Here is a 22,805-nt window from a genome sequence, read left to right as displayed (position 1 = left end):
GCCGGTATCGTTTCAGCCCTGCTGCTGCGCGCTTTTTAGATAAAAATTAATTCACGATCTCATAAATTGTAGATATGAACAAAACCCCTTCCAGAAGAAATTTTATTAAAACAACAGGTCTTGCGGGTTTGTATGCCGCATTCGGATCCGGCTTTACCACTATTTTGAATGCTCAAACAGGTATGCGCAGGGTTGGCATTATTGGCCTGGATACTTCACATGCTTCCGAATTTATTAAAGCATTAAACAGTGTGCGGCAAACACCAACTTATAACGGGTATTATGTATCGATTGCGTATCCTTATGGCAGCCAGAAAATAGAAAGCAGTTACAGCCGCATTGGCCAGTATACCAGGGAAGCAAAGGAAAACGGGGTAACCATTGCGGGCTCCATCGATGAGCTGCTGAATCATTGCGACGTAGTGATGCTCGAAACCAATGATGGTTCCCTGCACCTGGAGCAGGCTGCTAAAATTTTTAAAAGCGGAAAAAAGGTATTTATAGATAAACCGGCTGCTGCTAAAATGGCCGATGTGATCAGCATCTATAAACTTGCCAAACAATATAACACTCCTATGTTTTCGGCTTCTTCGTTACGATTTATAGAAAAGGCACAGAAGGTGCGCAGCAATGCGTTTGGAAAGGTGCTGGGGGCCAGTACGTTCAGTCCTGCAAAAACAGAACCCTCCCATACGGATCTGTTTTGGTATGGGATACATGGCGTAGAGCTGTTATATACCATCATGGGCACCGGATGTGTAAGCGTAAGCCAAACCTCCACCGCCGATACCGATGTGGTTGTGGGTACCTGGAGCGATGGCAGAATCGGCGTTTTCCGCGGTACGCGTAATGGCAAACATGATTACGGAGGTGTGGTACATGCAGAAAACGCCACGGTATATATTGATCAATATGATGGTTATATTCCTTTACTGAAGGAAATCATCAAATTCTTTGATACCGGCACATCGCCCATCAATGCCGAAGAAACACTGGAAATTTATGCGTTTATGGATGCAGCCGCAAAGAGCAAACAAAACAAAGGGCAACAGATACCGCTGCAAAAAAACTGGTTATAACAGCCCGGGCTTTGTTTTTCCGATATATGCTATATATTTACTATAAATTAACCTGAACAGTTTCAGCAATAAATTGTTAACATGAAGAACAGCTTTAAACTAAATCACTACTATGCGTAAAGACGAACGGCAGAAGTTTATATTAAAGGAAATCAACCTGCATAATAAAGTTTTGTGTGCAGACCTGAGTTTACAGCTAAAAGTGTCGGATGATACCATCCGGCGGGATATTATTGAATTAGCAGAAATAGGGAAAGTGGTAAAAGTACATGGTGGCGCTGTTGGTCCTTCATTTGTTTCACCGTTTAGCGGACAAAATGAAGTGTATGCCCTTGAATCCAAAAAAATTATTGCGGAAAAGGCTTTACGACTGATAAAAAACAATTCAACTGTCCTTACCGAAGGAGGTACCACCATCCTCGAGCTGGCCAAAATGATCCCCAAGAACATGAAAGCCACGTTCTTTACCATTAGTCCTCAAATTGCTATTACGCTCTCTGAATTTGACAATATTGAAGTGATCACCATCGGCGGAAGATTGTTAAAAAACGCCAACCTGCATGTAGGGTCCGGGATGATCAACCAGCTTTCAGAAATAAAAGCAGACCTGTGTTTGCTGGGTGCAAACGCCTTCTCTGTTGAAGAAGGCTTAACAGATCTTGACTGGGAAGTAGTACAGGCTAAAAAAGCCCTGGTACGCTCCGCTAAAAAAGTGGCCGTGGTTACCATTTCTGAAAAGTTAAATACCATTCAGACCATTAAAATCTGTGATGTAAACCAGGTCAATTATCTGATTACAGAGTTAGACCCTAATGACCCAAGCCTGGTAAAATACCAGGACACGAATCTTACATTACTTTAATTTTTTATTGAGTACATCAGGTGTTTCGTTCACCGATCCATGACTCCGATAAAGGTCAGTGATCATAACGTCATGCGCGGAAGGCTTATCGTTAGCCCGGCCGAAGCAGAAAGGCCCTTACGCTATCAATTCAGCCAAAGAGGACCAGCTATTCGTTTATTGATGCTGACAGCATGAAGAAGGAATGACTATGCCGAAACGACACCGGAGCTTATTGCAACCGGATAACTGATTACAATAAGCTCCAGCCAGGCATTGCCAATACCGGATCAAAGCCCATCCGGAGGCTGCTGCTTTTATAACAACAAACGACTATCCCACATACGAATAACGGCAATATCACTTACATACTATGCACCCTTTTTACCGATTGTAGCAGCATTCTTCTGAATTTTCTGGATAGCCGAAACAATCAGGTCCATGCTTCCCTTATTAGCAAGTAATACATTCTGCGGCAGCCAAACAGCTTCCTGGCAAAGCCGCTCATTTTTGGGGCAGTGGTTATTTTCTTTAAACCGTTCGTAACTCAGCTCAGGTGCCGTATACATCTTTTTATAATTCTTCGTCTCAAACGTATTGCCCAGGTACTCCACCGTATTTAAAGGCGTATAACCACCGGAACAAGGAATACCTTCAGCCTGTAAGGCTTTTATAAATTGTGCTCTTGGCAGATCTGCAAAATGGCGCTGATCATACCTGAAAGGAAATAAATGATACGCAGCCTGCGTAACACCAGGGTTTAAGGTATGTGGTATAATTCCCTTTATATTTTTCATCTGCTGCCTTAAATAAAGCGCATTTTCATTCCTGGTGGCTGTTTGCGGCAAAAGCCGCTCCATCTGTACCATCCCGATAGCGGCCTGGTACTCTGTTAACCGCAGTTTGCTGCCGGGTCGCGCAGAGGCCGTTCCATAGGGCAGCCCCAGGTTATGATATGAAACACACCGGTCCATAAAACCTTCGTCATCACTTACAATAGCACCACCCTCACCTATCGGCAAATTTTTAGAATTCTGAAAACTGAAACATCCGGCATGACCAAAAGTGCCCACTTTTTTATGATTGATCTCTGCCAGCCAGGCCTGACAGGCATCTTCAATCACTATTAAATTATGCTGGTTGGCGATCTGCATGATATTTCCCATATCGGCCGGTAAGCCACAAATATGCACCGGTAAGATCGCCCTGGTGCGACTGGTAATTTTTTTCTTAATGGCCTCCGGATCTATCAGGAAGGTATCCGGATTTACATCCGCAAACACGGGCATTGCCCCCGCATTCAGTATTGCTGTAAGGGTTGCAATAAAGGTATAGGGTGGTAAAATCACTTCATCCCCGCCGCCAATATCCGATTGTGCCACGGCAGTAATCAGCGCATTGGTTCCGTTAACCGTTGCCAGCGCTCTTTTTGTCCCGATGAGCGCAGCCCATTTTTTTTCGAATAATGTTACTTTTTCTGCACGCGACCAAACGCCGCTACGCAGGGCTTCTAAAACAAGCGGCTCATCGGTTTCTTTATTCCAGATGGGCCACTTGGGCCAGGGCGCATTCACCAGGGGGCTTCCCCCCAGCACCGCCGGTTTCCCTTCCGCCTGGAAAACGGTAGGCAATACTTTTTCAAAGCTCAGTGTGGCGCCTAACCCGATCACTGCAGATTTTTTTATAAAGCTCCTGCGGCCTTTACTATTATTCATATTAACTGAATTTAATTATTTGATCCTTTTCTTCCTTCGTATACCTTCACTACGTGCAGGCATCGGCACGCGCTTGTTTAGGTTGGCGGTGAAATATGTCAGGACTTTCTTTTAAACATATTTTCGTAATGCTCCGTTCCCATGAATATGCCTCCGCTCCGTTCATAAAAATCATTATTCAACTCAAACACTCCCTGCCTTACCTGTTGCCAGGACGCATCCTGTATAGCGTTAAACGTTTTCATCAGCTGCCAGTTCTTATAGTTCATATCGCCGTTGGTTTCGATCATCGGCATTCCGATTCCGGGGAACGGCTGCAGCCGGGCCGCCAGGTTTTTATGCCAATCCAGCAACAGCGGGTTTACGGTAAGATCCGCGCAGATGCAAGCCACATTATGCTCATGTGCCACCTTTGCAATTTTAAAGCTCACACTTAATGTTTTGGCAATACCTTTCAGCACAATGGCTTTATACCCCTGCTGAATTCTTTTTATAGCATCGGCCTCCGTATGTACGCTTTCATCGGCCCCAACAATCACCCCCACATCGCCTACATAATCATTATTGGATTCCCAAAGCGGCTCCTCTATCAATTTTATCTGATCAAAGGCACCTATTTCCCGGGCATGATCAAGGTACTTTAATAAGCTTTCCTTTTTCTGATACCGACCATTCGAATCCAGGGTGTACATCAGCCGGCCGTTCGTTGTTTGCGGGGTTCTTAAGTCCCGGAGCGTACGGTGAATGAGCGTTAGCCGTTCCATATCCGATTGCAGCATCTGCTCCTGGCTTCCCGGCATGCCTGTTTTAATTTTAAAAACAAAATAGCCTTCATCCGCCGCCTTTAACAGATCCGTCATGGGCATACCATACGGCACCTGATACATTACGGCGATCTTTGAATTATGCCGGCTTAGCGGCTTTCTATACACCGCGGGGATCATGGCATCAAAGTCTGCGCATTTTTTTTCAGCTGCGTACACCAGCCACGCCGCATTGTCTACACCCACTAATGCATTATAAATAAAGTTCAGGTTTACATTACTTCGCCCGGTAATCGATACTGCATATTTGGTAACCTCCGGCAAAACCATAGCTAAAAGATCAACAGGTGTGTCAAAAGGCGTTTCTTTTACGAGTTGTAAAGCCTTCTCCGATAACGCATACATCAATGCATTGCCGGCACTTTCAGAATGTTCGGAAAAAACATCCGGATCGCCGTACAAAACGCTTTGCGTAGCGAGGCCAATTTTTGGTCCGCTTGCAGCAGTTTGCATCAACGATACCGCCTGCCATAACTCAGTCAGGTAACCGCCCTTAAATCCAAATGGCCTTACCAGCGGCTGCCTTTCAAAATCGGAAGCAATGTGATCAATTTTGATTTTCATATTTGAAGATTGAATGGCCAGCCCTGTCAACGGCTTTATCATGGGCAATAATGACCATGCAACCGTATCTTTAATAAAGGACCTTCTCTTCATAACTATCCGTTATAAGGCCACTACCCCAGATCCTTTTGTAAAAAGCTTTTTACGAAATCATCATCAATCAATTCCGGATAGGCTTCGGTCACCCTGGTAATTTCGTCAGATTGCCCGGGCGACAATACTTCATTGGGGTTCAGGCACCAGGTACCCTTTAACAGCCCCTGCCTTCGCAACACTTCATGTATGCCCGGGATGCATCCGTGAAAATGATTGGCGGGATCAAAAATGGCAGCATTCATATCCGTTACCCATACATTTTTGGTCAGCCACTCATCAGCCTTGGACCGGTCACCTGCCTTATAGGCTTTTACGGCATTCAACAGCGCCGCCGCCTTATGCGTCCATACAGCCCAATGCCCTAACAGTCCGCCACGAAAATCTTTTTTTACCGGCTTCCCGTTTATATTAAAATGATAAGTGGTCAACAGGTCTGCGATAATATTATCATCATTTCCGGTGTACAGCGCAATATCATCCGCTCTTTCGGAACTGCAAACAGCCCGCACCGCATCCAGTGTCTGGTAACGGTTAAAGGCAGCAATTTTGATGGCATGAACATTGGGTATGGCTGCAAATTTTTTCCAGAACTCAAAGCTCAGGATCCGGCCACCCACTGCGGGTTGTAAATAAAATCCAAACACCGGAATAATGTCAGCAACGGCCTTTGTACGCTCGATCAATTCGTCTTCCGTCAGTGTATTCAATCCCCCCATACTTAACAACCCCAGATGATACCCGTACTTTTTTGCCAGTTGTGCTTCCCGAACCGCCTGATCCGTTGGGCCGCATATACCGGCAATTCTTACAAAGTGTTCTTTACCGCTCCGTTCAATTTCATCAGCAGTGGTGTACAGCACTTTTTCTAATAAATCAATGTGCGGATCCCGTATTTCAAATTGGGTAGAATGTACCGCTATGGCAATACCGCCCGCGCCACTGGCCAGATAATAGCGGGTTAACCGGCGTTGCGTCCTTTCATCAAAATCTCTTTCTGCTGTAAGTGCCAGCGGGTGCGCCGGTATAGCGATACCCTCCTGCAAAATATTTTTTATGGTAACCGATAAACTCATAACTGATATACATTAAAATTGACCTTGTCTTTCCTGAAAATGGGTGGGTTTGTCTATTTGTTTTCCTTCTAAACTGATCCAATCTGCCACCAGCCGGATCATTTTTCTCAGGCTGACGCGCGGATAGCCAAAAAGGCGATGCGCCTCCGATGCATTGCTCAACAAAGCCGTGTTCTGTACCTGCCCGGTAAAAACAGGCGGCTTTCCAAAGATCGTCCCGAACTGTGTTGCCAGCCAGGTTAAGCTGATCGTTTCCGGCCCGGTTACATTTAAAACTTTTGCCGGGGTGCTGCAATGTAAAAAACTCCGCAACGCGATCTCATTCGCGTCACCCTGCCAGATTACGTTTACAGCTCCGGTTGAAATATTGATGGGCGATCCATTGTAAACAGCTTTGCCTACTTCCAGTAAAACCCCGTAGCGCAGGTCGATGGCATAGTTCAGCCTATAGATCAACACCGGGGTTCCGTGCACATTAGAAAAGTATTGAAAGATGCGTTCACGTCCTAAACAAGACTGTCCATATTCACCCACCGGATCCGGTTTCGTTTCTTCGGAAAAACCGCCCTGATCCAACGTTGAAAAGGGATATACATTGCCGGTAGAAAATGCTACGATCCTTGAATTTTTATACTTCTCTGCAACACGCCCGGGCAAATAAGCATTCATAGCCCATGTAAACGGCTCATTCCCTTTTGTACCAAACTTCGTTCCGGCCAGGTACATCACATTCTTAGCATCGGGCAGGGCCTGCAGCTGCGCTTCATCCAGGAGGTCTGCGGCAATCACCTCCACCCCCAGATCCTCCAGCTCTTTCCGGGCATCGGCATCACTAAATCTTGAAACCGCGATCAGCCGTTTAGAGATATTTGCCTCACGTAATGCGATACTGGCCAGCTTGATCATACCGGGGCCCATCTTACCGCCGGCTCCTAAAAAAATAATATCGCCCTCCAATGCCCGCAGATCATCCAGCAATGCAGCCGATGGCTGATACAATTCGTCTTCTATTAACTGCAATTCATTCATGTGTTTATTTTTTATGGGTTTAGGTCATATCATTCCGGTGGTTACCGGGATACGCATAAGAAATGTTCCGGGTAGGAAAAGGATGGTTTCTGTATGCGGTATTTCATATACTTATTTAAAAAATAATTCTTTAATATTGATTATTGCCAGTACCAGCAACAGCAGGAGGCCGATACCCGCAATCACTTTTGTCAGCGGGGAGTTCACATAACGCCCCATGATCTTACGATCATTGGATATGCTAAACATCGCAATTCCGATAAAGGGTACCACCAATATGGTAACACTTTGTGCCAGCACAATCAGTTCCAGCGGAGCTCCGTTAAACCGTAATGCCACAAAAGCACCAATGATCATTACCATTGCAATCAACAGCCGTACCATATTGGAGCTCAGCTGCCCTTTGTATCCCAATGCATCTCCCAGAAGTGTACCTCCAACAGATGCATTCCCGATAAGCGAAGAAAAGGAGGCACCAAACAAACCAACCAGGAAAAGGTGCGCAGCATAATCACCAAATAAAGGTGCCAATGTTTTGGACATGTCCGTTGCCTTGGTTACCACTACCCCGGCGGGATGCAACACGGAAGCAGCACAGATCAATACGATACTGGCCATAATTCCCAGGATTAAAATACCCGGCAGACTGTCTGAAGGTTTTTGCTGCAGGTTGGGTGATAACCGCCGGCGTTCCTGAACCATGTATGACTGATACAAAGCGCCAACGATCGAAAAAGCAGAAGCAAATAAAGCGATCACCAAACTCAGGGAGCCTTCTGGTAACACCGGAACCAGCCCGTTAATAATGCCGGAGGCAGACGGCTTTGCCAGAAAAAAAGTCACAATAAACGATCCCAGCATAATTACAATTAACAGGATCATTATTTTTTCCAGGATCTTGTAGAACCCTTTAAAGAATAATAATGTAATACCTACCGCATTAGCAAGTAGGATCCATACTTTGGCGCTAATCCCCGTTGTTTCGGCTAATGAGATCCCAACACCGGTCGAATTTCCCGCCTGGAAAGAAGCGGTAACAAAAAAAACGCCAATACCTACCAGTATGGCCACCGGTTTACCCCAGCGCTGTTTGATCAGGGATAAAAAAGACTGATCGGTAGCTAATGCAATCCTGGAAGACATACTGGTAAATACTGCCATAAAAAAAATAGCTGCAACAACGGCCCAAAGCAAATCATAACCATACGCCGCGCCCAGTTTTGAAGTAATCGTCATTTTGCTGGGTCCAAAAACCAATGCAGCAGTAATGATCCCCGGACCTAATACCTGCAACCACCGGCTCCATCTCCCGTGATTTCCTTTTTCAATATTTCCCATAACTTAAATAGATTTCAGCTGTGCTTTACACTTTGCAATCATTAAATACCCTTTCAAAAACGAATATAAAAAATAATTTGACATTATGAGTACTTTTTGCGTATTTTTATTTCACAAAACCGCATACAAAACGCAAATTCGCGCTGCCGTATATAAAATTTGAAAATCTTGAACCTCAAATGGATTATGAACAAGCTATTTTCTGTTGTCCTGCTCTTAGTTTTAGCAATTACCACAAAATCGCAAACCAGCCAATTTTCAGCTATTATTCCTTACCCGGCTTCGGTAACGGCTACTGAGGGACATTTTTCAGTAAATAGTCAAACGGCTCTTATCTATGATTCGGAAGAAGCCAAACGGATGGCGGAGCTTTATCATGCATTCCTCATCCAGGCAAAAGGCCTTAACCTGCCCGTGAAAAAGGGAGGTAATCCGGATCGTGCGCTTCAGAACAGCAATGCCATTATTATTAATAGTCAAACGGAGCCATCAGAAAGTTATGAAATAGCGATCAGCGCCAAAAACATCGTATTAAAGGGCAATGGCGCCGGAATCTTTTATGCCTTACAGAGCCTGATACAGCTATCGAAATTTACCGGCAGTAACGACATCGATATCCCCGCGGGCATTGTTAAAGACACGCCAAGATTCGGATACCGGGGCATGCATATCGACGTAGCCCTGCATATGTTTCCTTTCGAGTTTCTTAAGAAATTTATTGACCTGATGGCGCAATACAAATTGAATACGTTTCACTGGCATTTAACGGAAGACCAGGGCTGGCGTCTTGAAATAAAAAAATATCCCAAACTCACCAAAGAGGGCGCATGGCGTGCACAAACGCTGCTGGGGAGTGCCCAGGATGTTCCGATGGGATACGACAGTATACCGCATGGTGGTTTTTACAGCCAGCAGCAGGTGAAAGCATTGATTCAGTATGCGGCAGACCGGTATATCACCATTATTCCGGAGATAGAGATGCCCGGTCACTGTATATCAGCGCTGGTAGCATATCCTGAACTGGCCTGCGGAGACCATCCCGGTCCGTTTAAAACAATCGAAAGCTGGGGGATTTATGAGGACGTATTTTGTGCCGGCAAGGAATCAACATTCACCTTTCTTGAAAATGTGCTGACCGAAGTCATGGCGCTTTTCCCCTCAAAATACATTCATATTGGTGGTGATGAAGTGCCCAAAACCCGCTGGAAAACCTGCAAATATTGTCAGCAGCGCATTAAAGACCATCATCTCAAAGACGAGCACGAATTGCAAAGCTATTTTATACAGCGCATCGAAAAATTTGTAAACAGCAAGGGGCGCTCCATCATCGGCTGGGATGAGATCCTGGAAGGTGGGCTGGCACCCAATGCCATCGTAATGAGCTGGCGGGGTGAAAAAGGAGGCATTGCCGCAGCACAGCAAAATCACCAGGTGATTATGGCTCCTAATGACTATATTTATTTTGATCATTACCAGGCAAAGCCGGAACAGGAACCGCTTGGGTTTCCGGGCTTTAATCCCTTAAGCAAGGTATACAACTACAACCCCGCTTCCGATGCATTAACTGCTGAACAGAAAAAATACATCATGGGTGCTGAAGCCTGCGTATGGACCGAGTACATGCCCACACCGGCAAAAGTAGAATATATGATCCTGCCCAGGATGCTGGCGTTTGCAGAGGGCTGCTGGACTCCCATGGCTCAAAAACAATACAAACCATTCCTTGAAGACCGCCTGCCGCTGCATTTATGGGCCATTGACCAAAAAAATGATACGCATTTTTTTGTTCCGATGGCCATCGGCGCAGAAGACGACCGTGTATTTCAGGGAAAAAGCTTTACAGTGAGTTTAAAGCCGACTGTAAAAGGAGCGCGTATATTTTATACCCTGGATAATATGGATCCCAGGGAAACCGATTACCAGTACGAAAAGCCCATCATGATAAAAGTTCCGGACGGGGAAAAAAGAATCTTAAAGACGATCGTTGTTACAGCATCTGGCAGGCGGAGCGCTATCAGCAAAACCACCTATATCAATACCCGGCAGTCGCCCCTGGTTCCCCGGTAATTTACCTGAATAAAAACCCGCAAAAAAGAATTCAAATTTAGTATTTGCGTATATTCGCAATAAATTAACGCACAAAAACCGCACACCTCACCCATAAAAACGATTTTTCATGCAGAACAAAATAACAGAACAGCCATCCAACTACAGAGACCTTGAGAAAAAGACAATTGAAGAACTAACCCGATTTATCAATGCGGAAGATAAGAGCGTAGCCCCTGCCATTGAAAAGGAGTTGCCCCGGATTAACACGTTGATAGAAGTGATCGTAGAAAAAATAACCAATGGCGGAAGGCTGTTCTATGTAGGTGCCGGCAGCAGTGGCCGCCTGTCTGTTTTAGATGTGATTGAGCTTCCTACTACTTATGGTGTTGCCCCCGACTTATTCCAGGTGATCCTTGCCGGAGGTGTAGACCGTTTGGTGGAAGCCCGTGAAGAAATGGAAGACGACAAAAATGAGGCCTGGCAAAAACTGACAGAAAAGGGTGTGAACGAACATGACATTGTTGTAGGCATCTCTGCAAGTGGTACCACCCCGTTTGTGCTGGCAGCGCTTACCAAATGCAGAGAAGAAAATATTGATACCGGGTGTATCGTAAGCAATCCGGATAGTCCGATTGCCGCACAGGCCATTTATCCAATTGAAGTGATCACCGGACCGGAATTTATAACGGGCAGCACCCGCATGAAATGTGCTACGGCCCACAAAATGATCTTCGACATGATCAGCACCACCACCATGGTACGCCTGGGCCGTATTATCGATAATCAAATGGTAAACGTAAAACTCATCAATCATAAAATTACCGACAGGGCTACAAAAATGCTCATGCGATTGGGTAATATAGACAGCTATGACACAGCCAAAGCGCTATTATTTCAGAACGGCAGTGTACAGAATGCCCTGAGGTCATTAAACGCTGATAATTATTCCGCTTAATAAATATTTTACCATCCTGAAGATCCGCCATCGAGGCCATAATTGCGCGGTGCTTCTATCCTGAAAAGATCAACAAACACAACCGATAATTTACAAAATATGTCCAGGCAAACGATAACGATGGCTCCAGCTGAACCACAATCGATAAAAAAATCGCTGATCATCATCGGTCTGCTGTTTTCGGTATTCGGCTTTGTAACCTGGCTGAGCTCCGTATTGATCCCCTATTTAAAATTAGCCTGCGAGCTGAACAATTCACAAGCCTATATGGTGGCGTTTGCGCTCTATATCTCCTATTTTGTAATGGCACTTCCCGGCGGATGGATATTAAAAAAGACCGGTTTTAAAAAGGGGATTTCGCTGGGGCTGATCATTATGTCTGTTGGCTCCCTCATTTTTATTCCTGCCGCGTTATCCCGCACCTATTCCGTGTTTTTAACCGGATTATTTGTTCAGGGCGCCGGGCTTTCGATTCTGCAAACTGCATCCAATCCGTATGTAACCATTTTAGGTCCCCAAAAAACGGCAGCTAAACGCATCAGCATTATGGGAATATGCAACGGTGTAGCTGGCATTATAGCACCCATCATCCTGGGTTCAGTGATTCTAAACGACACGGATGCCATCAGCAAAAATATTGAGCAATTAAACCCGGTAGCGAAAATAGCGGAGTTAAATGCGCTGGCCCACCGGGTGATCCTCCCCTATATTATAATGGCCATCATTCTTTTGATACTGGCATTGCTGGTGCATTATTCCGGCCTGCCGGAGGTTGAGGATGAAAAGGAAGCAACCGATAACACAATTGCTGCCAATAAAAAGTCCATCTTCCAGTTTCCCCATCTTTTAATTGGGGCATTCACGCTGTTTCTTTATGTTGGAGTAGAAGTCATTTCGGGTAATACCATCATCGACTACGGTTCTTACCAGGGCATTCCCATGGTAACCGCAAAATTTTTCACCAGTATGACGTTAACGGCCATGCTTATCGGCTATTTAATCGGCATCATCAGCATGCCCAAATTTCTTTCGCAGGAAAAAGCGCTGCAATACTCTGCGTTAGCCGGAATTGTCTTCTTGCTTTGCGCCTTATTTACCTCCGGTTATCTTTCCGTGCTCTTTATTGCATTACTGGGCCTGGCAAATGCGCTGATGTGGCCGGCCATATGGCCATTGGCCATTTCAAACCTGGGGCGGTTTACTAAAATCGGTTCTTCACTGCTTATTATGAGCATTTGCGGCGGGGCCTTATTGCCGCTGGCTTACGGGCATTTTGCAGATATCTCCAACCCTCAAAAAGCCTACTGGATTGTAGCGCCCTGTTATTTAATGATCCTTTACTATTCCCTCCGGGGTTATAAAATACGCACACAATAATATAGAAAACAACTTGCCATGAACAAAAAACAATACTCCCGCAGAAAATTTATTTCTGTATTATCTGCCAGCTCGGCAGCACTGTCCATACCCGCCGTTGTATCGGCCGGGGGATCTGTAAAAAACAGCGCCTCGAAGCTGGCGATCCGCGGCGGAGCACCGGTAAGAACACAGCCCTGGCCGCAGTGGCCCGCCATGATCGTTGACGATAATATGGTGGCCAATATCACCGCCACTACAAAAAGCGGCGCCTGGAGCCGGATCAGTAACCCGGTGAATGGCACCGTGGCCACCTTTGAAAAAAAATACGCGGCGCTTACCGGTGCAAAATACTGCGTGGGAACCGGATCGGGAACACAGGCGCTGGGTGTTTGTGTAGACGCGCTGAATATACAGCCCGGAGATGAGGTCATCACCTCCTCCTATACCGATTTTGGTACCATTTCCGCGATACTGGCGTCCCGGGCTCTTCCAATATTTGCAGACCTTGACTACCGGAGCTACCAGATTGATGCCGCCGCCATTGCGCAAAAGATCACACCAAATACAAAAGCGATCATGCCGGTGCACATAATGGGCTCCGCATGCAATATGGATGCCATCATGGCCGTAGCCAATAAACACAATATCCCCGTAATTGAAGACGCCTGCCAGGCAAACTTCGCCAAATATAAAGGCCGGCAATTAGGCACCATCGGCCAGCTGGGGTGCTTTAGCTTTCAGGGCAGCAAACAAATAGCCGCCGGTGAAGGTGGTGCCGTTATTGGTAATGATGATGCGCTGATGGATAAAGTATATACCATCCAAAATCATGGCACCAATAAAAAAGGGCAGAATACGACCATCGGGCAAAAGTTACGGATGAATGAATTTGAAGGCAGCATTCTCCTGTCGCAACTCGACAAAGCCGTTGAACGCTTTGAAAAACGCAATGAAAACGCGAACTACCTCAGCAGTAAAATAAAAAAGATCCCGGGCCTGACGCCGCAACTCCAGTATGAAGGCACCAATAGTTCCGGCTACTACCTGTATGCATTTACTTACGACAAAAAGTTCTATAACAACCTGGATCGCCAGGTATTTCTAAAAGCCCTGAATGCAGAAGGCATACCGGCAGCCGGCTATATAAAAGGTATGCAGCATGATTTGTGGGCAACCAACATTTTAGAACTAAGCAGTTATAAGAAAAGCTACTCCAAACAGCAGCTACAGCTTTTCAAAGACAGCCTGGTATTGCCGTCCTGCGACCGCGTTACCGAAAGCGTTGTTGTAATCAGCGCCTGCGCTATTTTGCTGGGAACAAAAGCAGACATGGACGATATCATTAATGCGCTGGAAAAAGTATACAACAACAGAAACAGTCTTTCCTGATCCGTTCAATCGCTGCAATTATGGCAAAAGAGAAATCAAACAGAAGGGAATTTATAAAGCGATCATCGGTATTAGGTGCCGGTCTTTTCACCATGGCTTCGGTAAAGGGTGATCTGTGGCAACAGGCCTTTAAAAGCGATGCAGGTGAAAAAATCATAGATATTCATCAACACACCAATTATGCAGACCGGAGCGACGAGGAACTATTGGCCCATCAAAAAACAATGGGCGTCAGCCATACTATCCTCCTTCCCTCCGGCCATCCCGTTAGCATGGGTTCTACGCATTACGGCGTTTCAAATGGTTTGCAGGCAAAGGCCACGCCCAATGAGGCTTGCTATCAACTGGCCCAAAAGTATAAAGGCACCTATTTTTTCGGCGCCAATGAAGTACCCGATGCCCCGGGCGCTGTAAAAGAAATTGAAAAATATTTACAACTGGGTGCCTGTGTCATCGGTGAGCTAAAATTTAATATTGACTGCGATTCAAAGGAGATGCAGGCCATTTACAAATTGGCACAGGAATATGATGTACCCGTATTGATTCACTTTCAATATAAAATGTACAACTGGGGATTTGAGCGGTTACACAATATGCTGCGCAAGTATAAAAAGGTAAACTTTATCGGGCACGCACAAACCTGGTGGGCCAATATTGATAAAAATCATAGCAATCAGAATGTACTCTACCCCACCGGGAAGGTTACGCCCGGTGGGATGACGGATCTGCTGCTTACAAAATATGATAACGTTTATGGTGATCTTTCTGCAGGATCGGGTCTCGCGGCATTAACACGTGATGAAGATTTTGCACGATCGTTTTTAAAACGCCACCAGGATAAACTGCTCTATGGCAGCGATTGTTCCGATACCGCCGGAACCGGAAAAGCCTGTACAGGCTGGCAGGACATCGAGGTTATCAAAAAACTTTCGCCGGATAAAAACGCCGAACGGAAAATGTTTTTTGATAATGCCAATAAATTATTCAAATTAAAATTATAAATGGCCTGATTGGTATCAATAACATATTATAAGTAACCAGCGTACAACATGGCCACAAAAGTGCCGGGCAGTAACAGAATGGCTGTATGCCTGTGGCTTAAAAAGTTTTTATAAAAGATGCAAAATTTATTTAACAACATTCGCATGAGGTCTGCAAGAACCTGTTTTTTTATTTCTAAAAAAGCGCCTGTACTATATACAACGCTCGCATTGGCAGGGATACTATTGTCGGGAACAGCTGCCTTCTCCCAACAGAAAGCCGGTAACCAGGCAACCATCGCTGCGGGTGTGGCCAGTGCCGATATCACCCCGCAAACCCCCATTCGCATGGCGGGTTATGCGGCGCGGCTCAGTACGGATGCCGACAGCGTATTACAACCCATCGCCGCCAAGGCACTTGCCCTGGGCAGTGATGAGCAGCATCCTACCCTGCTGATCACGGTAGACCTGGTAGGCATTCCCTGGCGCATTACAAAAAACGTAACCGATTTCCTGGCAAAGGAAAAAGGAATCAATCCCGCCCAGGTTGCCATTTATGCATCGCATACGCATGGGGGTCCTGAAGTAGGCAACCTGATCAATATCCTCCAATACCGGAACGGGCGCTTTACCGACTCACTGCTGGCCTTAAAACAACTCATCGAGATCACCCAATACACGGAACAGCTTACGCAAAAACTAAAAGACCTCGCGGTAGCTGCACTGAACAACCGTCAACCTTCCCTTGTATCGTGGGGACAGGGACAGGCGCAGTTTGCAAGTAACAGGCGTACAAAGGATGGCCCCGTTGATCTGGCACTTCCCATCCTGAAAATAACAGCGCCCAATGGTGCATTAAAAGCGGTTTTTCTGAATTATGCCTGTCATGGTACCACCCTGGGCGGTGAAGAGCACCAGATCCATGGCGACTGGATCGCGGAGGCGCACCGGGTGATAGAAGCCCGGCATCCGGGCACAACCGCGCTCATTGCATTGGGCTGCGCCGGAGATGCCAACCCTTCACCACGCGGAAGCAGGGAAAATATGCAGCAGCATGGCAAAGAAATTGCGGACAATATCGACAAGCTGTTAACGGCGCAGTTGCAGCCCATTCTTACCCCACCTTCAGGAACCCTGCAATGGATTAAACTTCCCTTCTCGAAAGTGCCTTCCGCAGCCGAACTGGTTGAGTGGACAAAAGATGAATCCGTTAAAGGCTACTATGCGCGCCTGGCCCTTGAACGGCTGGAAAGAGGGGAAACCATTTCCCCCGTGGTTGACTATCCCTTCCAGGTATGGAACTTCGACAACAAAATGGCCATGGTAAACCTCGCAGGTGAAGTAGTGGTCGATTATTCCCTGAGGCTTAAAGACCTTTATGGTGCGGAGCGGCTTTGGGTAAATGCCTACGCCAACGACGTACCTTCCTATATCGCGTCACGCCGTGTTATCGGTGAAGGCGGGTACGAAGCCGAAGGCAGCATGTATTGGTACAACAAGCCCTCGCCCTTTGTTCCCGAAGTAGAAGATATGATCATCAATGCCGTTAGCGCATCAGTCCCCGCTGCGTTTAAAGACAAACGACCCGTTACCAATCACCTTGAGGCTGTTCAAAAAGAGGCCGATGGTTCTTATCGCCTGTCCTCATGGCTGGCCGGTGCCGAAGGCAGCCGTATTAAATATATGCCGGAGTGGAAAGCATTTGGCTGGTTTGATGCAAAAGACAAAGCCACCTGGAAGGTAGACATTACAAAACCGGGAAGATATGATGTGTTGCTCGAATGGTCCGTTTCAGATAGCATTGCGGGCAAATCGTTTGAACTGACAGCAGGGAATAAACAGCTAAGAGGTAAAGTAGATAAAACCGGTTCCTGGTATACCTACCGCACTAAAAAAATAGGCACCCTGCAATTGCCGGCGGGTACCACAACCCTAGTATTAAAATCTGGAGCGGCGGCAGAAACGGGTTCCATGTTTGATGTAAGGGAATTGAGATTGGTACCTGTAAAATAACAGCGCTTATGCCATGAAGAAAATAGCGTTTCATATACCGCGCATCATCGTTATCGGCAACCCGGTTCTTTTTGCACAGCAGGAAGTACCGGGTTAGGTGTTTCAACAACCATATGCAAACCAGCAATCCGGTGCGATTCACAGGGAGCATATCAATGACGTATAGTCATGCAATAGCCGGCAGACCGGCAGCGCGTTTAATCATTTGTTTCCCCATTCAAAACCAAAGAAAAGCTATTCGAAGCTGGTGCAGGTCCAAATGAAGAAAAATGCAAAAATGAATAAATTAATCACTCCCCTTGTTGCGTTCATGCTTTCATTTGCATTTGCGCTGCCGGCGTTATCGCAGCAAGAGGCCGTCTTTTCAAAAAAGGGAGCCATTCATGATCAGGTCATAGAAGCATGGAAAAGCCAGTTCCGCAGCTATTATAATACGGAAATTCAAAAAAGACTGTTTGGAGATGGAGACGTTTACGTTTTATACGATGTACAGATTGGAGGATTACAGGCTTTTGTAGAGATGACACGAAGATGTAAGGATGTAGGGCAGATTGCTGAAATCGCAGACCTTTTAATGCCCGTCTTCTCCGCATTAAAGCCGATACCCGGAAGTAATAATAGCAGCGGCTGGATCTGTTCGGGTGGAAAAATCTGCACAGCCTACGGTTTTATTGGCAAAGAAGTACCGCTTTGCAGTGTACAGTTCCTGGGCCTGTTAGGAGCGCTTGCTACCAGCATATCTGAAAACATCCCTGCCCCCCAGCAAACAACAGAACTGAAAACCTTTGTAAAAGCAGCTTTTAATACCATGGCCGTCCAGCTGGATCGCTGGCTCACATCCGGCTATTTTTCCTCCCTTGACAAGAGACTTCAGGCAACGGTTACTGATGTAAAAGACAAAAAATCGGCCTATTATTTTACAGACCTGGATCTTTGGTACCTGACCGTGCTTTCGGATTTGTCTGAATTACACCAATGGGGAGTTCAGGCCGCCACCGAAGACGGAATAACCGCTTTTGAATCCTTGCAAAATAAAAAAGATACTATTCACAAAATATTCGACCTGTTCTTAGCCCGGAGTTTCCGATCCAAATCGCGCAATGGTACAAGAGCTGAAATAGACAGAGGGTTTTGGAAGTATCATTTTGACAACCGGTATGCCTGCTATACAGACACGCTGCCTCCGGTAAGTTGGGAGCCGGATAACAAAGGAGGATGGCAAATGAAAACAGCCGTTCCCTGGGATAGCGCCTATCTTGCCCGGGATGCAGGATGGGATATTAGTCATGCCAGGAGACTGGTTCCTGCTCTCGAAACATTCGTAAGGAACCAGGGAAATATAAAAAAGGTCTGGGGCTACAGCAATCCTGCTTTTGACCCGGTAGCCATCCGTAAGGCTTATGCCAACCAGATTGTTGAAAAGCTCTGGAATGGTAATCTTCGCTTCCCGTTGTTTTCTAATTTGTGGAGCGGGGATAATGGATGGTACCGCGTAGCGTATGCAAATCAGACAGGAAGGCAATTTGCCGGCTACCCTCCCTATGGGCTAACGTCATCTATACCCGATGGAGGTTACGTCGTTTGGGGAGCCTTCGATCCAACCCTGCATACCATTTTCAGAAATATTTTCGAATTGTCAAATACAAACGAAGCAGAAGCAAAATTGTTCATGGCACAGTATTATTCAGGTCTTTCCTCCGGCACAGCAAAAAAATCCATTAATCGCTTTTCTTTCTTATCGGATATGGTGGAGCTTCCGTTGTTAAGTACCGGCAAACGGCAAAACCTGAATGCGTCAGGAATTGTAACGCACCAATAAATTCATCAATTATTGCTATATATTGAAAATGAATCGCAGAAAATTTGTAACAAATACGGTCACCTCCGGTGCGGGCTTTATGCTCAGCAGCCTCCTGGCGGGCGCCACGCATGAAAAAGAACAACCTTTTGATACCGGCAAACCAAAGCGGAATTTCATGCAGGAAGTGTTGAAATACCGGAAGATTGATGCGCATGCCCATGCCGATGAAAACCAGTACAAAACATCGGTCAATTTAGATTTTGCAGACCGGCTGGGTATTGAAAAACTAATGATCTCCAACTTCCTCCGGCCCTTTAGTGCAGGAACACCCGATGACTTCCGGTCTAAAAATGATTTTATCATCAAATGCATGAAGGAGCATCCCGGCCGGTTTATCGGCACTGTAGCACTGAATCCTGCTTTTCAAAAAGAATCACTTGAAGAGATCGACCGTTGCAGAGACGCAGGCATGACAGGGCTTGGTGAGCTTTACAACCAGGTAAAAATTAATGACCCGCTTTATTACCCGGTCATTGAAAAATGCATCGGCCTGCATTGGAACATTATGATGCACTCCCCCATCGGCCATTCCCGTGTAAAGCTAAATCCAAATGAGCCAAAGAACATTTCTCTTCCCGAAGATTTTGTAAGCATCGCAAAAAGATACCCGGAAGCCCTGTTCCAGTTTGCGCATATCGGTGGCGGTCTCGACTGGGAGTATGCCTGTAAGGCTTTGAAAGAGGTGCCCAATGTATTTATCGAAATATCCGGCAGCAACAATGCCGCCGGTATGGTTGACTTTGCGTTGAAATCTGTGGGGGAAGACCGGCTGGTATTTGGCTGTGATTATAGTTATTACCAGAGTGTAGGCCAGCTCTTTTCTGCCAACCTCACCGATACACAGCGAAGAAAGATCTTTTTTGAAAATATTGCAAACCGGTTAAAAAAAGCAGGGATCCATGTTAATTGACAGCAACGCCTATATCGGCCACTGGCCGTTCCTTAAATTAGAATACAATACGCCTGAAACCCTTCTGGGCAGGATGAAGGAATTTGGCACCGATGTTTCCGTCATCAGCAACCTGAATGGCATCTTTTATAAGAATACCCAGCATGCCAATGAGGAACTGCAGGAGGCCCTTCGCAGTAAAAAAATCTATCAAGACCGGTTCATCCCTTTCGCCGTCATCAACCCGGCATATGCTGGCTGGCGCGATGACTTTAAGGCATGTACCACCACGATGAGCATGAAAGGAGTACGGCTCTATCCCCAGTATCATGGCTATGACATAGCGGCCGACGCCTGTATAGAACTGGTAAAAATGTGCCGGGACAAAGGCATACCCGTTGCCTTTTGTCTCAGGATGGTCGACAGCCGGACCAGTTCCTGGATGGACATTGATAAAGAATGGACATTAAAAGACATCGCCCCCATTATAAAAGCCGTTCCGGATGCAAAATACCTGGTGGTAAACGTAGCAAACAGCACGGCGCTTAATGCGGAGGATACGGATCTTTTCAAAAAGGCCGATCTGCTGCTCGATACCTCCGGAAGGAATATTTCAAACTGGACTGATTTATTTAAACAGTTTGGAACCGGTACATTTTGTTTTGGAACCCACGCTCCCATCCTGGATTACTTTTCCGGCCTGCTGCGCATTGAATCGCTCAGAAAAACGGAAGCGGACGAAAAAACAAAAGAGCAGTTGCGTTCAGGCAATATAAAAAAGTGGTTCGGATGGTAAGCAGCCATTATAAAAAACGCTTAGCGTCCGGACGTTATTTCTTCCCACAGATTGTCCGGGAAGAAACCGAGGCATACTTTATTTCAGTAAACGCTGAAACAACTTTATACGAATTATAACTCATGAACATGAACCGAAGAAATTTTGTTACCCGGGGGGCGGCTGGCATGGCCGGTATGCTGATGAGCAGCCCGTTAGCGGGAAAAGCAGTACAGGAACCGCAGCAGGCAACGCAAACATCTTCATCCGGGCCTCAGCCATACGACCTGATGAAGGACGTAATGAAATACCGGAAAATAGATGTGCATGCCCATATATACTGGACAGACGATAGCCCCGAAACACAGCTCGATTACGGAAGGCGGCTGGGAATTGAAAAACAGGTCATTTCGCGATACCTCGATGTAATGCCGGGCACGCCGGAACAATTCCGGAAATTCAATGATCTTACCATCAAAGCCATTAAAAAATATCCGGATCAACTGCTGGGCGGATTTGTATTAAACCCGGTATACCCAAAAGAATCGCTGGAAGAAATAAAAAGATGTACCGACGCCGGAATGATCGGCCCCGGAGAGCTCTACTACCAGGTAAAGATCAATGATCCAAAGTACTACCCGGTCATCGAAAAGCTGATCGATCTTAAGATGATCATCCATTCCCATGCAGAATGCCAGCTGGGCGTAGGCGGTTACCGGATGAAATACAACGGCTATAAACAACCAAACACATCCATACCCGAAGATTTTGTAGATATAGCCCGGCGTTATCCCGAAGGAATCTTCCAGTATGCGCATATTGGTATGGGTGGCGACTGGGAGTATGAATGTAAACTGTTCAGGGAGTATCCCAATATCTATGTAGACACTTCCGGAAGCAATAATGCCGAAAACATGATTGATTTTGCGGTAGAACACCTGGGCGAAGACCGGTTGTTTTTTGCATCCGACAACTCTTATTACCAGGGTGTGGGAAGGATCCTGTCCGCAAACCTCACCGACCGGCAAAAGCAGAAAATTTTCTTCGACAATTACAATAATCTTTTAAAAAAAGGAGGAAGAGGTGTTCATTGATATTAATGCATATACAGGGCACTGGCCCTTTATGCAACTGCAGTACAACAATTGTGCGGCACTTGCAGAACGGATGAATAAATTTGGAGTAGATATTTCTGTAATCAGCAATCTGAATGGCATTTTTTATAAAAACACACAATCAGCCAACCGGGAATTATACAATGAGCTCAAATCGCTGGGTGCAAACCGCAAACGCTTCATTCCATTTGCCGTTATCAATCCAATCTATGCCGGATGGCAGTATGACCTGGACGAGTGCGTTAAAAAATTTGGCATGAAAGGGATCCGGGTCTATCCGAAATATCATGATTACGAAATTACCGACCCGGGCCTTATCGACCTGGTAAAAAGAGCACGGGATATGGATCTTCCGGTGGCCTTCAATTATAAAATGGTCGACAGCCGCCAGCGTTCCTGGATGGATATCGACTATGTGGCCTACACGCCCAAACCAGAATGGGCCTTAAAAAACATTTTTCCCATCATTAAAGCGGTTCCCGATGCAAAATATATGATCCTGAATGTAACCAATAGCATGCAGCTGGACGCGGCAGACGCCGCTTTATTCAAAAAAGCACAGGTGCTGATGGACACCTCCGGAAGAACGATCAATGATCTGGGAACGCTTTTAAAAACCCAGGGTACTGAACGGTTTGCCTTTGGAACGCATGCGCCCATACTGGATTACCTTACGGGAATGCTGCGGATAGAATCATTAAGAGCGCAGGAAGCGGATGCAACCGTAAAAGAAATGTTGAGATCCGGTAATGCAAAGAAATTTCTGGGATTATAAAGGGCTTGTTTTACCACTCGCCGAACCAGGTAAACATCCTTCCATGGTTCCTCATCACAGAGCACTTAGAACCTGCAAGCGGGACC

Annotated in this window: 18 protein-coding genes; 13 read left to right on the top strand and 5 right to left on the bottom strand. The window is 46.1% G+C overall.

The window, feature by feature from the left end; translation table 11 throughout:
• Positions 1-74: 74 nt before the first annotated feature.
• Together Q1V85_RS13070 and Q1V85_RS13065 are read left to right on the top strand one after the other, a co-directional pair.
• Positions 75-1,079: a Gfo/Idh/MocA family oxidoreductase gene (locus tag Q1V85_RS13070; RefSeq protein WP_300600612.1), complete on the top strand. Its 1,005-nt coding sequence runs from the start codon at positions 75-77 to the stop codon at positions 1,077-1,079.
• A 112-nt stretch (positions 1,080-1,191) separates the two neighbouring features.
• Positions 1,192-1,941 carry a DeoR/GlpR family DNA-binding transcription regulator gene (locus tag Q1V85_RS13065; RefSeq protein WP_300600610.1) on the top strand — a complete coding sequence of 250 codons (750 nt, stop codon included), beginning with the start codon at positions 1,192-1,194 and terminating at the stop codon, positions 1,939-1,941.
• A 350-nt stretch (positions 1,942-2,291) separates the two neighbouring features.
• Here the strand turns inward: Q1V85_RS13065 and Q1V85_RS13060 are convergent, their stop codons facing one another.
• The 5 genes from Q1V85_RS13060 to Q1V85_RS13040 form a co-directional block, all read right to left on the bottom strand.
• Positions 2,292-3,635, bottom strand: coding sequence for a DegT/DnrJ/EryC1/StrS family aminotransferase (locus Q1V85_RS13060; protein ID WP_300600608.1), 1,344 nt, complete (start codon positions 3,633-3,635; stop codon positions 2,292-2,294).
• Between the two features lie 98 nt (positions 3,636-3,733).
• Positions 3,734-5,116 carry an L-alanine-DL-glutamate epimerase gene (locus Q1V85_RS13055; protein WP_300600607.1) on the bottom strand — a complete coding sequence of 461 codons (1,383 nt, stop codon included), beginning with the start codon at positions 5,114-5,116 and terminating at the stop codon, positions 3,734-3,736.
• 20 nt (positions 5,117-5,136) lie between these two features.
• Positions 5,137-6,192, bottom strand: coding sequence for a dihydrodipicolinate synthase family protein (locus Q1V85_RS13050; protein ID WP_300600605.1), 1,056 nt, complete (start codon positions 6,190-6,192; stop codon positions 5,137-5,139).
• Positions 6,193-6,204: 12 nt separating this feature from the next.
• On the bottom strand, positions 6,205-7,221 hold the full coding sequence (locus Q1V85_RS13045) for an NAD(P)-dependent oxidoreductase (RefSeq protein ID WP_300600604.1): 1,017 nt from the start codon (positions 7,219-7,221) through the stop codon (positions 6,205-6,207).
• A gap of 111 nt (positions 7,222-7,332) precedes the next feature.
• The gene (locus tag Q1V85_RS13040; RefSeq protein WP_300600602.1) at positions 7,333-8,559 is read right to left on the bottom strand and encodes an Nramp family divalent metal transporter; all 1,227 of its coding nucleotides are present in this window, start codon (positions 8,557-8,559) and stop codon (positions 7,333-7,335) included.
• Positions 8,560-8,745: 186 nt separating this feature from the next.
• Between Q1V85_RS13040 and Q1V85_RS13035 the strand changes: the two genes are divergently transcribed.
• The 11 genes from Q1V85_RS13035 (at position 8,746) to Q1V85_RS12985 (ending at position 22,719) form a co-directional block, all read left to right on the top strand.
• On the top strand, positions 8,746-10,626 hold the full coding sequence (locus tag Q1V85_RS13035; protein ID WP_300600600.1) for a family 20 glycosylhydrolase: 1,881 nt from the start codon (positions 8,746-8,748) through the stop codon (positions 10,624-10,626).
• A 109-nt stretch (positions 10,627-10,735) separates the two neighbouring features.
• Positions 10,736-11,563 carry an N-acetylmuramic acid 6-phosphate etherase gene (locus Q1V85_RS13030; RefSeq protein WP_300600598.1) on the top strand — a complete coding sequence of 276 codons (828 nt, stop codon included), beginning with the start codon at positions 10,736-10,738 and terminating at the stop codon, positions 11,561-11,563.
• Between the two features lie 120 nt (positions 11,564-11,683).
• Positions 11,684-12,940, top strand: a complete 1,257-nt coding sequence (locus tag Q1V85_RS13025; protein ID WP_300600596.1) for a sugar MFS transporter — start codon at positions 11,684-11,686, stop codon at positions 12,938-12,940.
• Positions 12,941-12,958: 18 nt separating this feature from the next.
• On the top strand, positions 12,959-14,311 hold the full coding sequence (locus Q1V85_RS13020; protein WP_300600594.1) for a DegT/DnrJ/EryC1/StrS family aminotransferase: 1,353 nt from the start codon (positions 12,959-12,961) through the stop codon (positions 14,309-14,311).
• Positions 14,312-14,331: 20 nt separating this feature from the next.
• The gene (locus Q1V85_RS13015) at positions 14,332-15,312 is read left to right on the top strand and encodes an amidohydrolase family protein (RefSeq protein ID WP_300600592.1); all 981 of its coding nucleotides are present in this window, start codon (positions 14,332-14,334) and stop codon (positions 15,310-15,312) included.
• Positions 15,313-15,456: 144 nt separating this feature from the next.
• A complete protein-coding gene (locus tag Q1V85_RS13010) occupies positions 15,457-17,304 on the top strand; it encodes a carbohydrate-binding protein (RefSeq protein ID WP_300600591.1) in 1,848 nt (615 codons plus the stop codon).
• Between the two features lie 277 nt (positions 17,305-17,581).
• Positions 17,582-19,123, top strand: a complete 1,542-nt coding sequence (locus tag Q1V85_RS13005; RefSeq protein WP_300600589.1) for a hypothetical protein — start codon at positions 17,582-17,584, stop codon at positions 19,121-19,123.
• A 28-nt stretch (positions 19,124-19,151) separates the two neighbouring features.
• A complete protein-coding gene (locus tag Q1V85_RS13000) occupies positions 19,152-20,075 on the top strand; it encodes an amidohydrolase family protein (RefSeq protein WP_300600587.1) in 924 nt (307 codons plus the stop codon).
• The gene (locus Q1V85_RS12995) at positions 20,065-20,850 is read left to right on the top strand and encodes an amidohydrolase (RefSeq protein WP_300600585.1); all 786 of its coding nucleotides are present in this window, start codon (positions 20,065-20,067) and stop codon (positions 20,848-20,850) included. The genes Q1V85_RS13000 and Q1V85_RS12995 overlap by 11 nt, the downstream gene beginning before the upstream one ends.
• A gap of 128 nt (positions 20,851-20,978) precedes the next feature.
• Complete coding sequence (locus tag Q1V85_RS12990; protein ID WP_300600583.1) at positions 20,979-21,923, top strand: amidohydrolase family protein; 945 nt, start codon at positions 20,979-20,981, stop codon at positions 21,921-21,923.
• Complete coding sequence (locus Q1V85_RS12985) at positions 21,913-22,719, top strand: amidohydrolase family protein (protein WP_300600582.1); 807 nt, start codon at positions 21,913-21,915, stop codon at positions 22,717-22,719. Before Q1V85_RS12990 ends, Q1V85_RS12985 begins: the two co-directional genes overlap by 11 nt.
• The last annotated feature ends 86 nt before the right edge of the window (positions 22,720-22,805 follow it).

The sequence above is a fragment of the Niabella sp. genome (genome assembly GCF_030150205.1).
In the GTDB taxonomy this organism is placed as follows: Bacteria; Bacteroidota; Bacteroidia; order Chitinophagales; family Chitinophagaceae; genus Niabella.
Note: the sequence above shows the minus strand (reverse complement) of the source record. Positions and strands in the feature narration are given on the sequence as shown.

Excerpts from the sequence above, each read along its gene's own strand:
- Q1V85_RS13060 (WP_300600608.1), bottom strand. The coding sequence starts at position 3,635 with ATGAATAATAGTAAAGGCCGCAGGAGCTTTATAAAAAAATCTGCAGTG.
- Q1V85_RS13065 (WP_300600610.1), top strand. The coding sequence starts at position 1,192 with ATGCGTAAAGACGAACGGCAGAAGTTTATATTAAAGGAAATCAACCTG.
- Q1V85_RS13040 (WP_300600602.1), bottom strand. The coding sequence starts at position 8,559 with ATGGGAAATATTGAAAAAGGAAATCACGGGAGATGGAGCCGGTGGTTG.
- Q1V85_RS13070 (WP_300600612.1), top strand. The coding sequence starts at position 75 with ATGAACAAAACCCCTTCCAGAAGAAATTTTATTAAAACAACAGGTCTT.
- Q1V85_RS13035 (WP_300600600.1), top strand. The coding sequence starts at position 8,746 with ATGAACAAGCTATTTTCTGTTGTCCTGCTCTTAGTTTTAGCAATTACC.
- Q1V85_RS12995 (WP_300600585.1), top strand. The coding sequence starts at position 20,065 with ATGTTAATTGACAGCAACGCCTATATCGGCCACTGGCCGTTCCTTAAA.
- Q1V85_RS13000 (WP_300600587.1), top strand. The coding sequence starts at position 19,152 with ATGAATCGCAGAAAATTTGTAACAAATACGGTCACCTCCGGTGCGGGC.
- Q1V85_RS13050 (WP_300600605.1), bottom strand. The coding sequence starts at position 6,192 with ATGAGTTTATCGGTTACCATAAAAAATATTTTGCAGGAGGGTATCGCT.
- Q1V85_RS13020 (WP_300600594.1), top strand. The coding sequence starts at position 12,959 with ATGAACAAAAAACAATACTCCCGCAGAAAATTTATTTCTGTATTATCT.
- Q1V85_RS13025 (WP_300600596.1), top strand. The coding sequence starts at position 11,684 with ATGGCTCCAGCTGAACCACAATCGATAAAAAAATCGCTGATCATCATC.
- Q1V85_RS13030 (WP_300600598.1), top strand. The coding sequence starts at position 10,736 with ATGCAGAACAAAATAACAGAACAGCCATCCAACTACAGAGACCTTGAG.
- Q1V85_RS13005 (WP_300600589.1), top strand. The coding sequence starts at position 17,582 with ATGAATAAATTAATCACTCCCCTTGTTGCGTTCATGCTTTCATTTGCA.
- Q1V85_RS13055 (WP_300600607.1), bottom strand. The coding sequence starts at position 5,116 with ATGAAGAGAAGGTCCTTTATTAAAGATACGGTTGCATGGTCATTATTG.
- Q1V85_RS12990 (WP_300600583.1), top strand. The coding sequence starts at position 20,979 with ATGAACCGAAGAAATTTTGTTACCCGGGGGGCGGCTGGCATGGCCGGT.
- Q1V85_RS13015 (WP_300600592.1), top strand. The coding sequence starts at position 14,332 with ATGGCAAAAGAGAAATCAAACAGAAGGGAATTTATAAAGCGATCATCG.
- Q1V85_RS13045 (WP_300600604.1), bottom strand. The coding sequence starts at position 7,221 with ATGAATGAATTGCAGTTAATAGAAGACGAATTGTATCAGCCATCGGCT.
- Q1V85_RS13010 (WP_300600591.1), top strand. The coding sequence starts at position 15,457 with ATGAGGTCTGCAAGAACCTGTTTTTTTATTTCTAAAAAAGCGCCTGTA.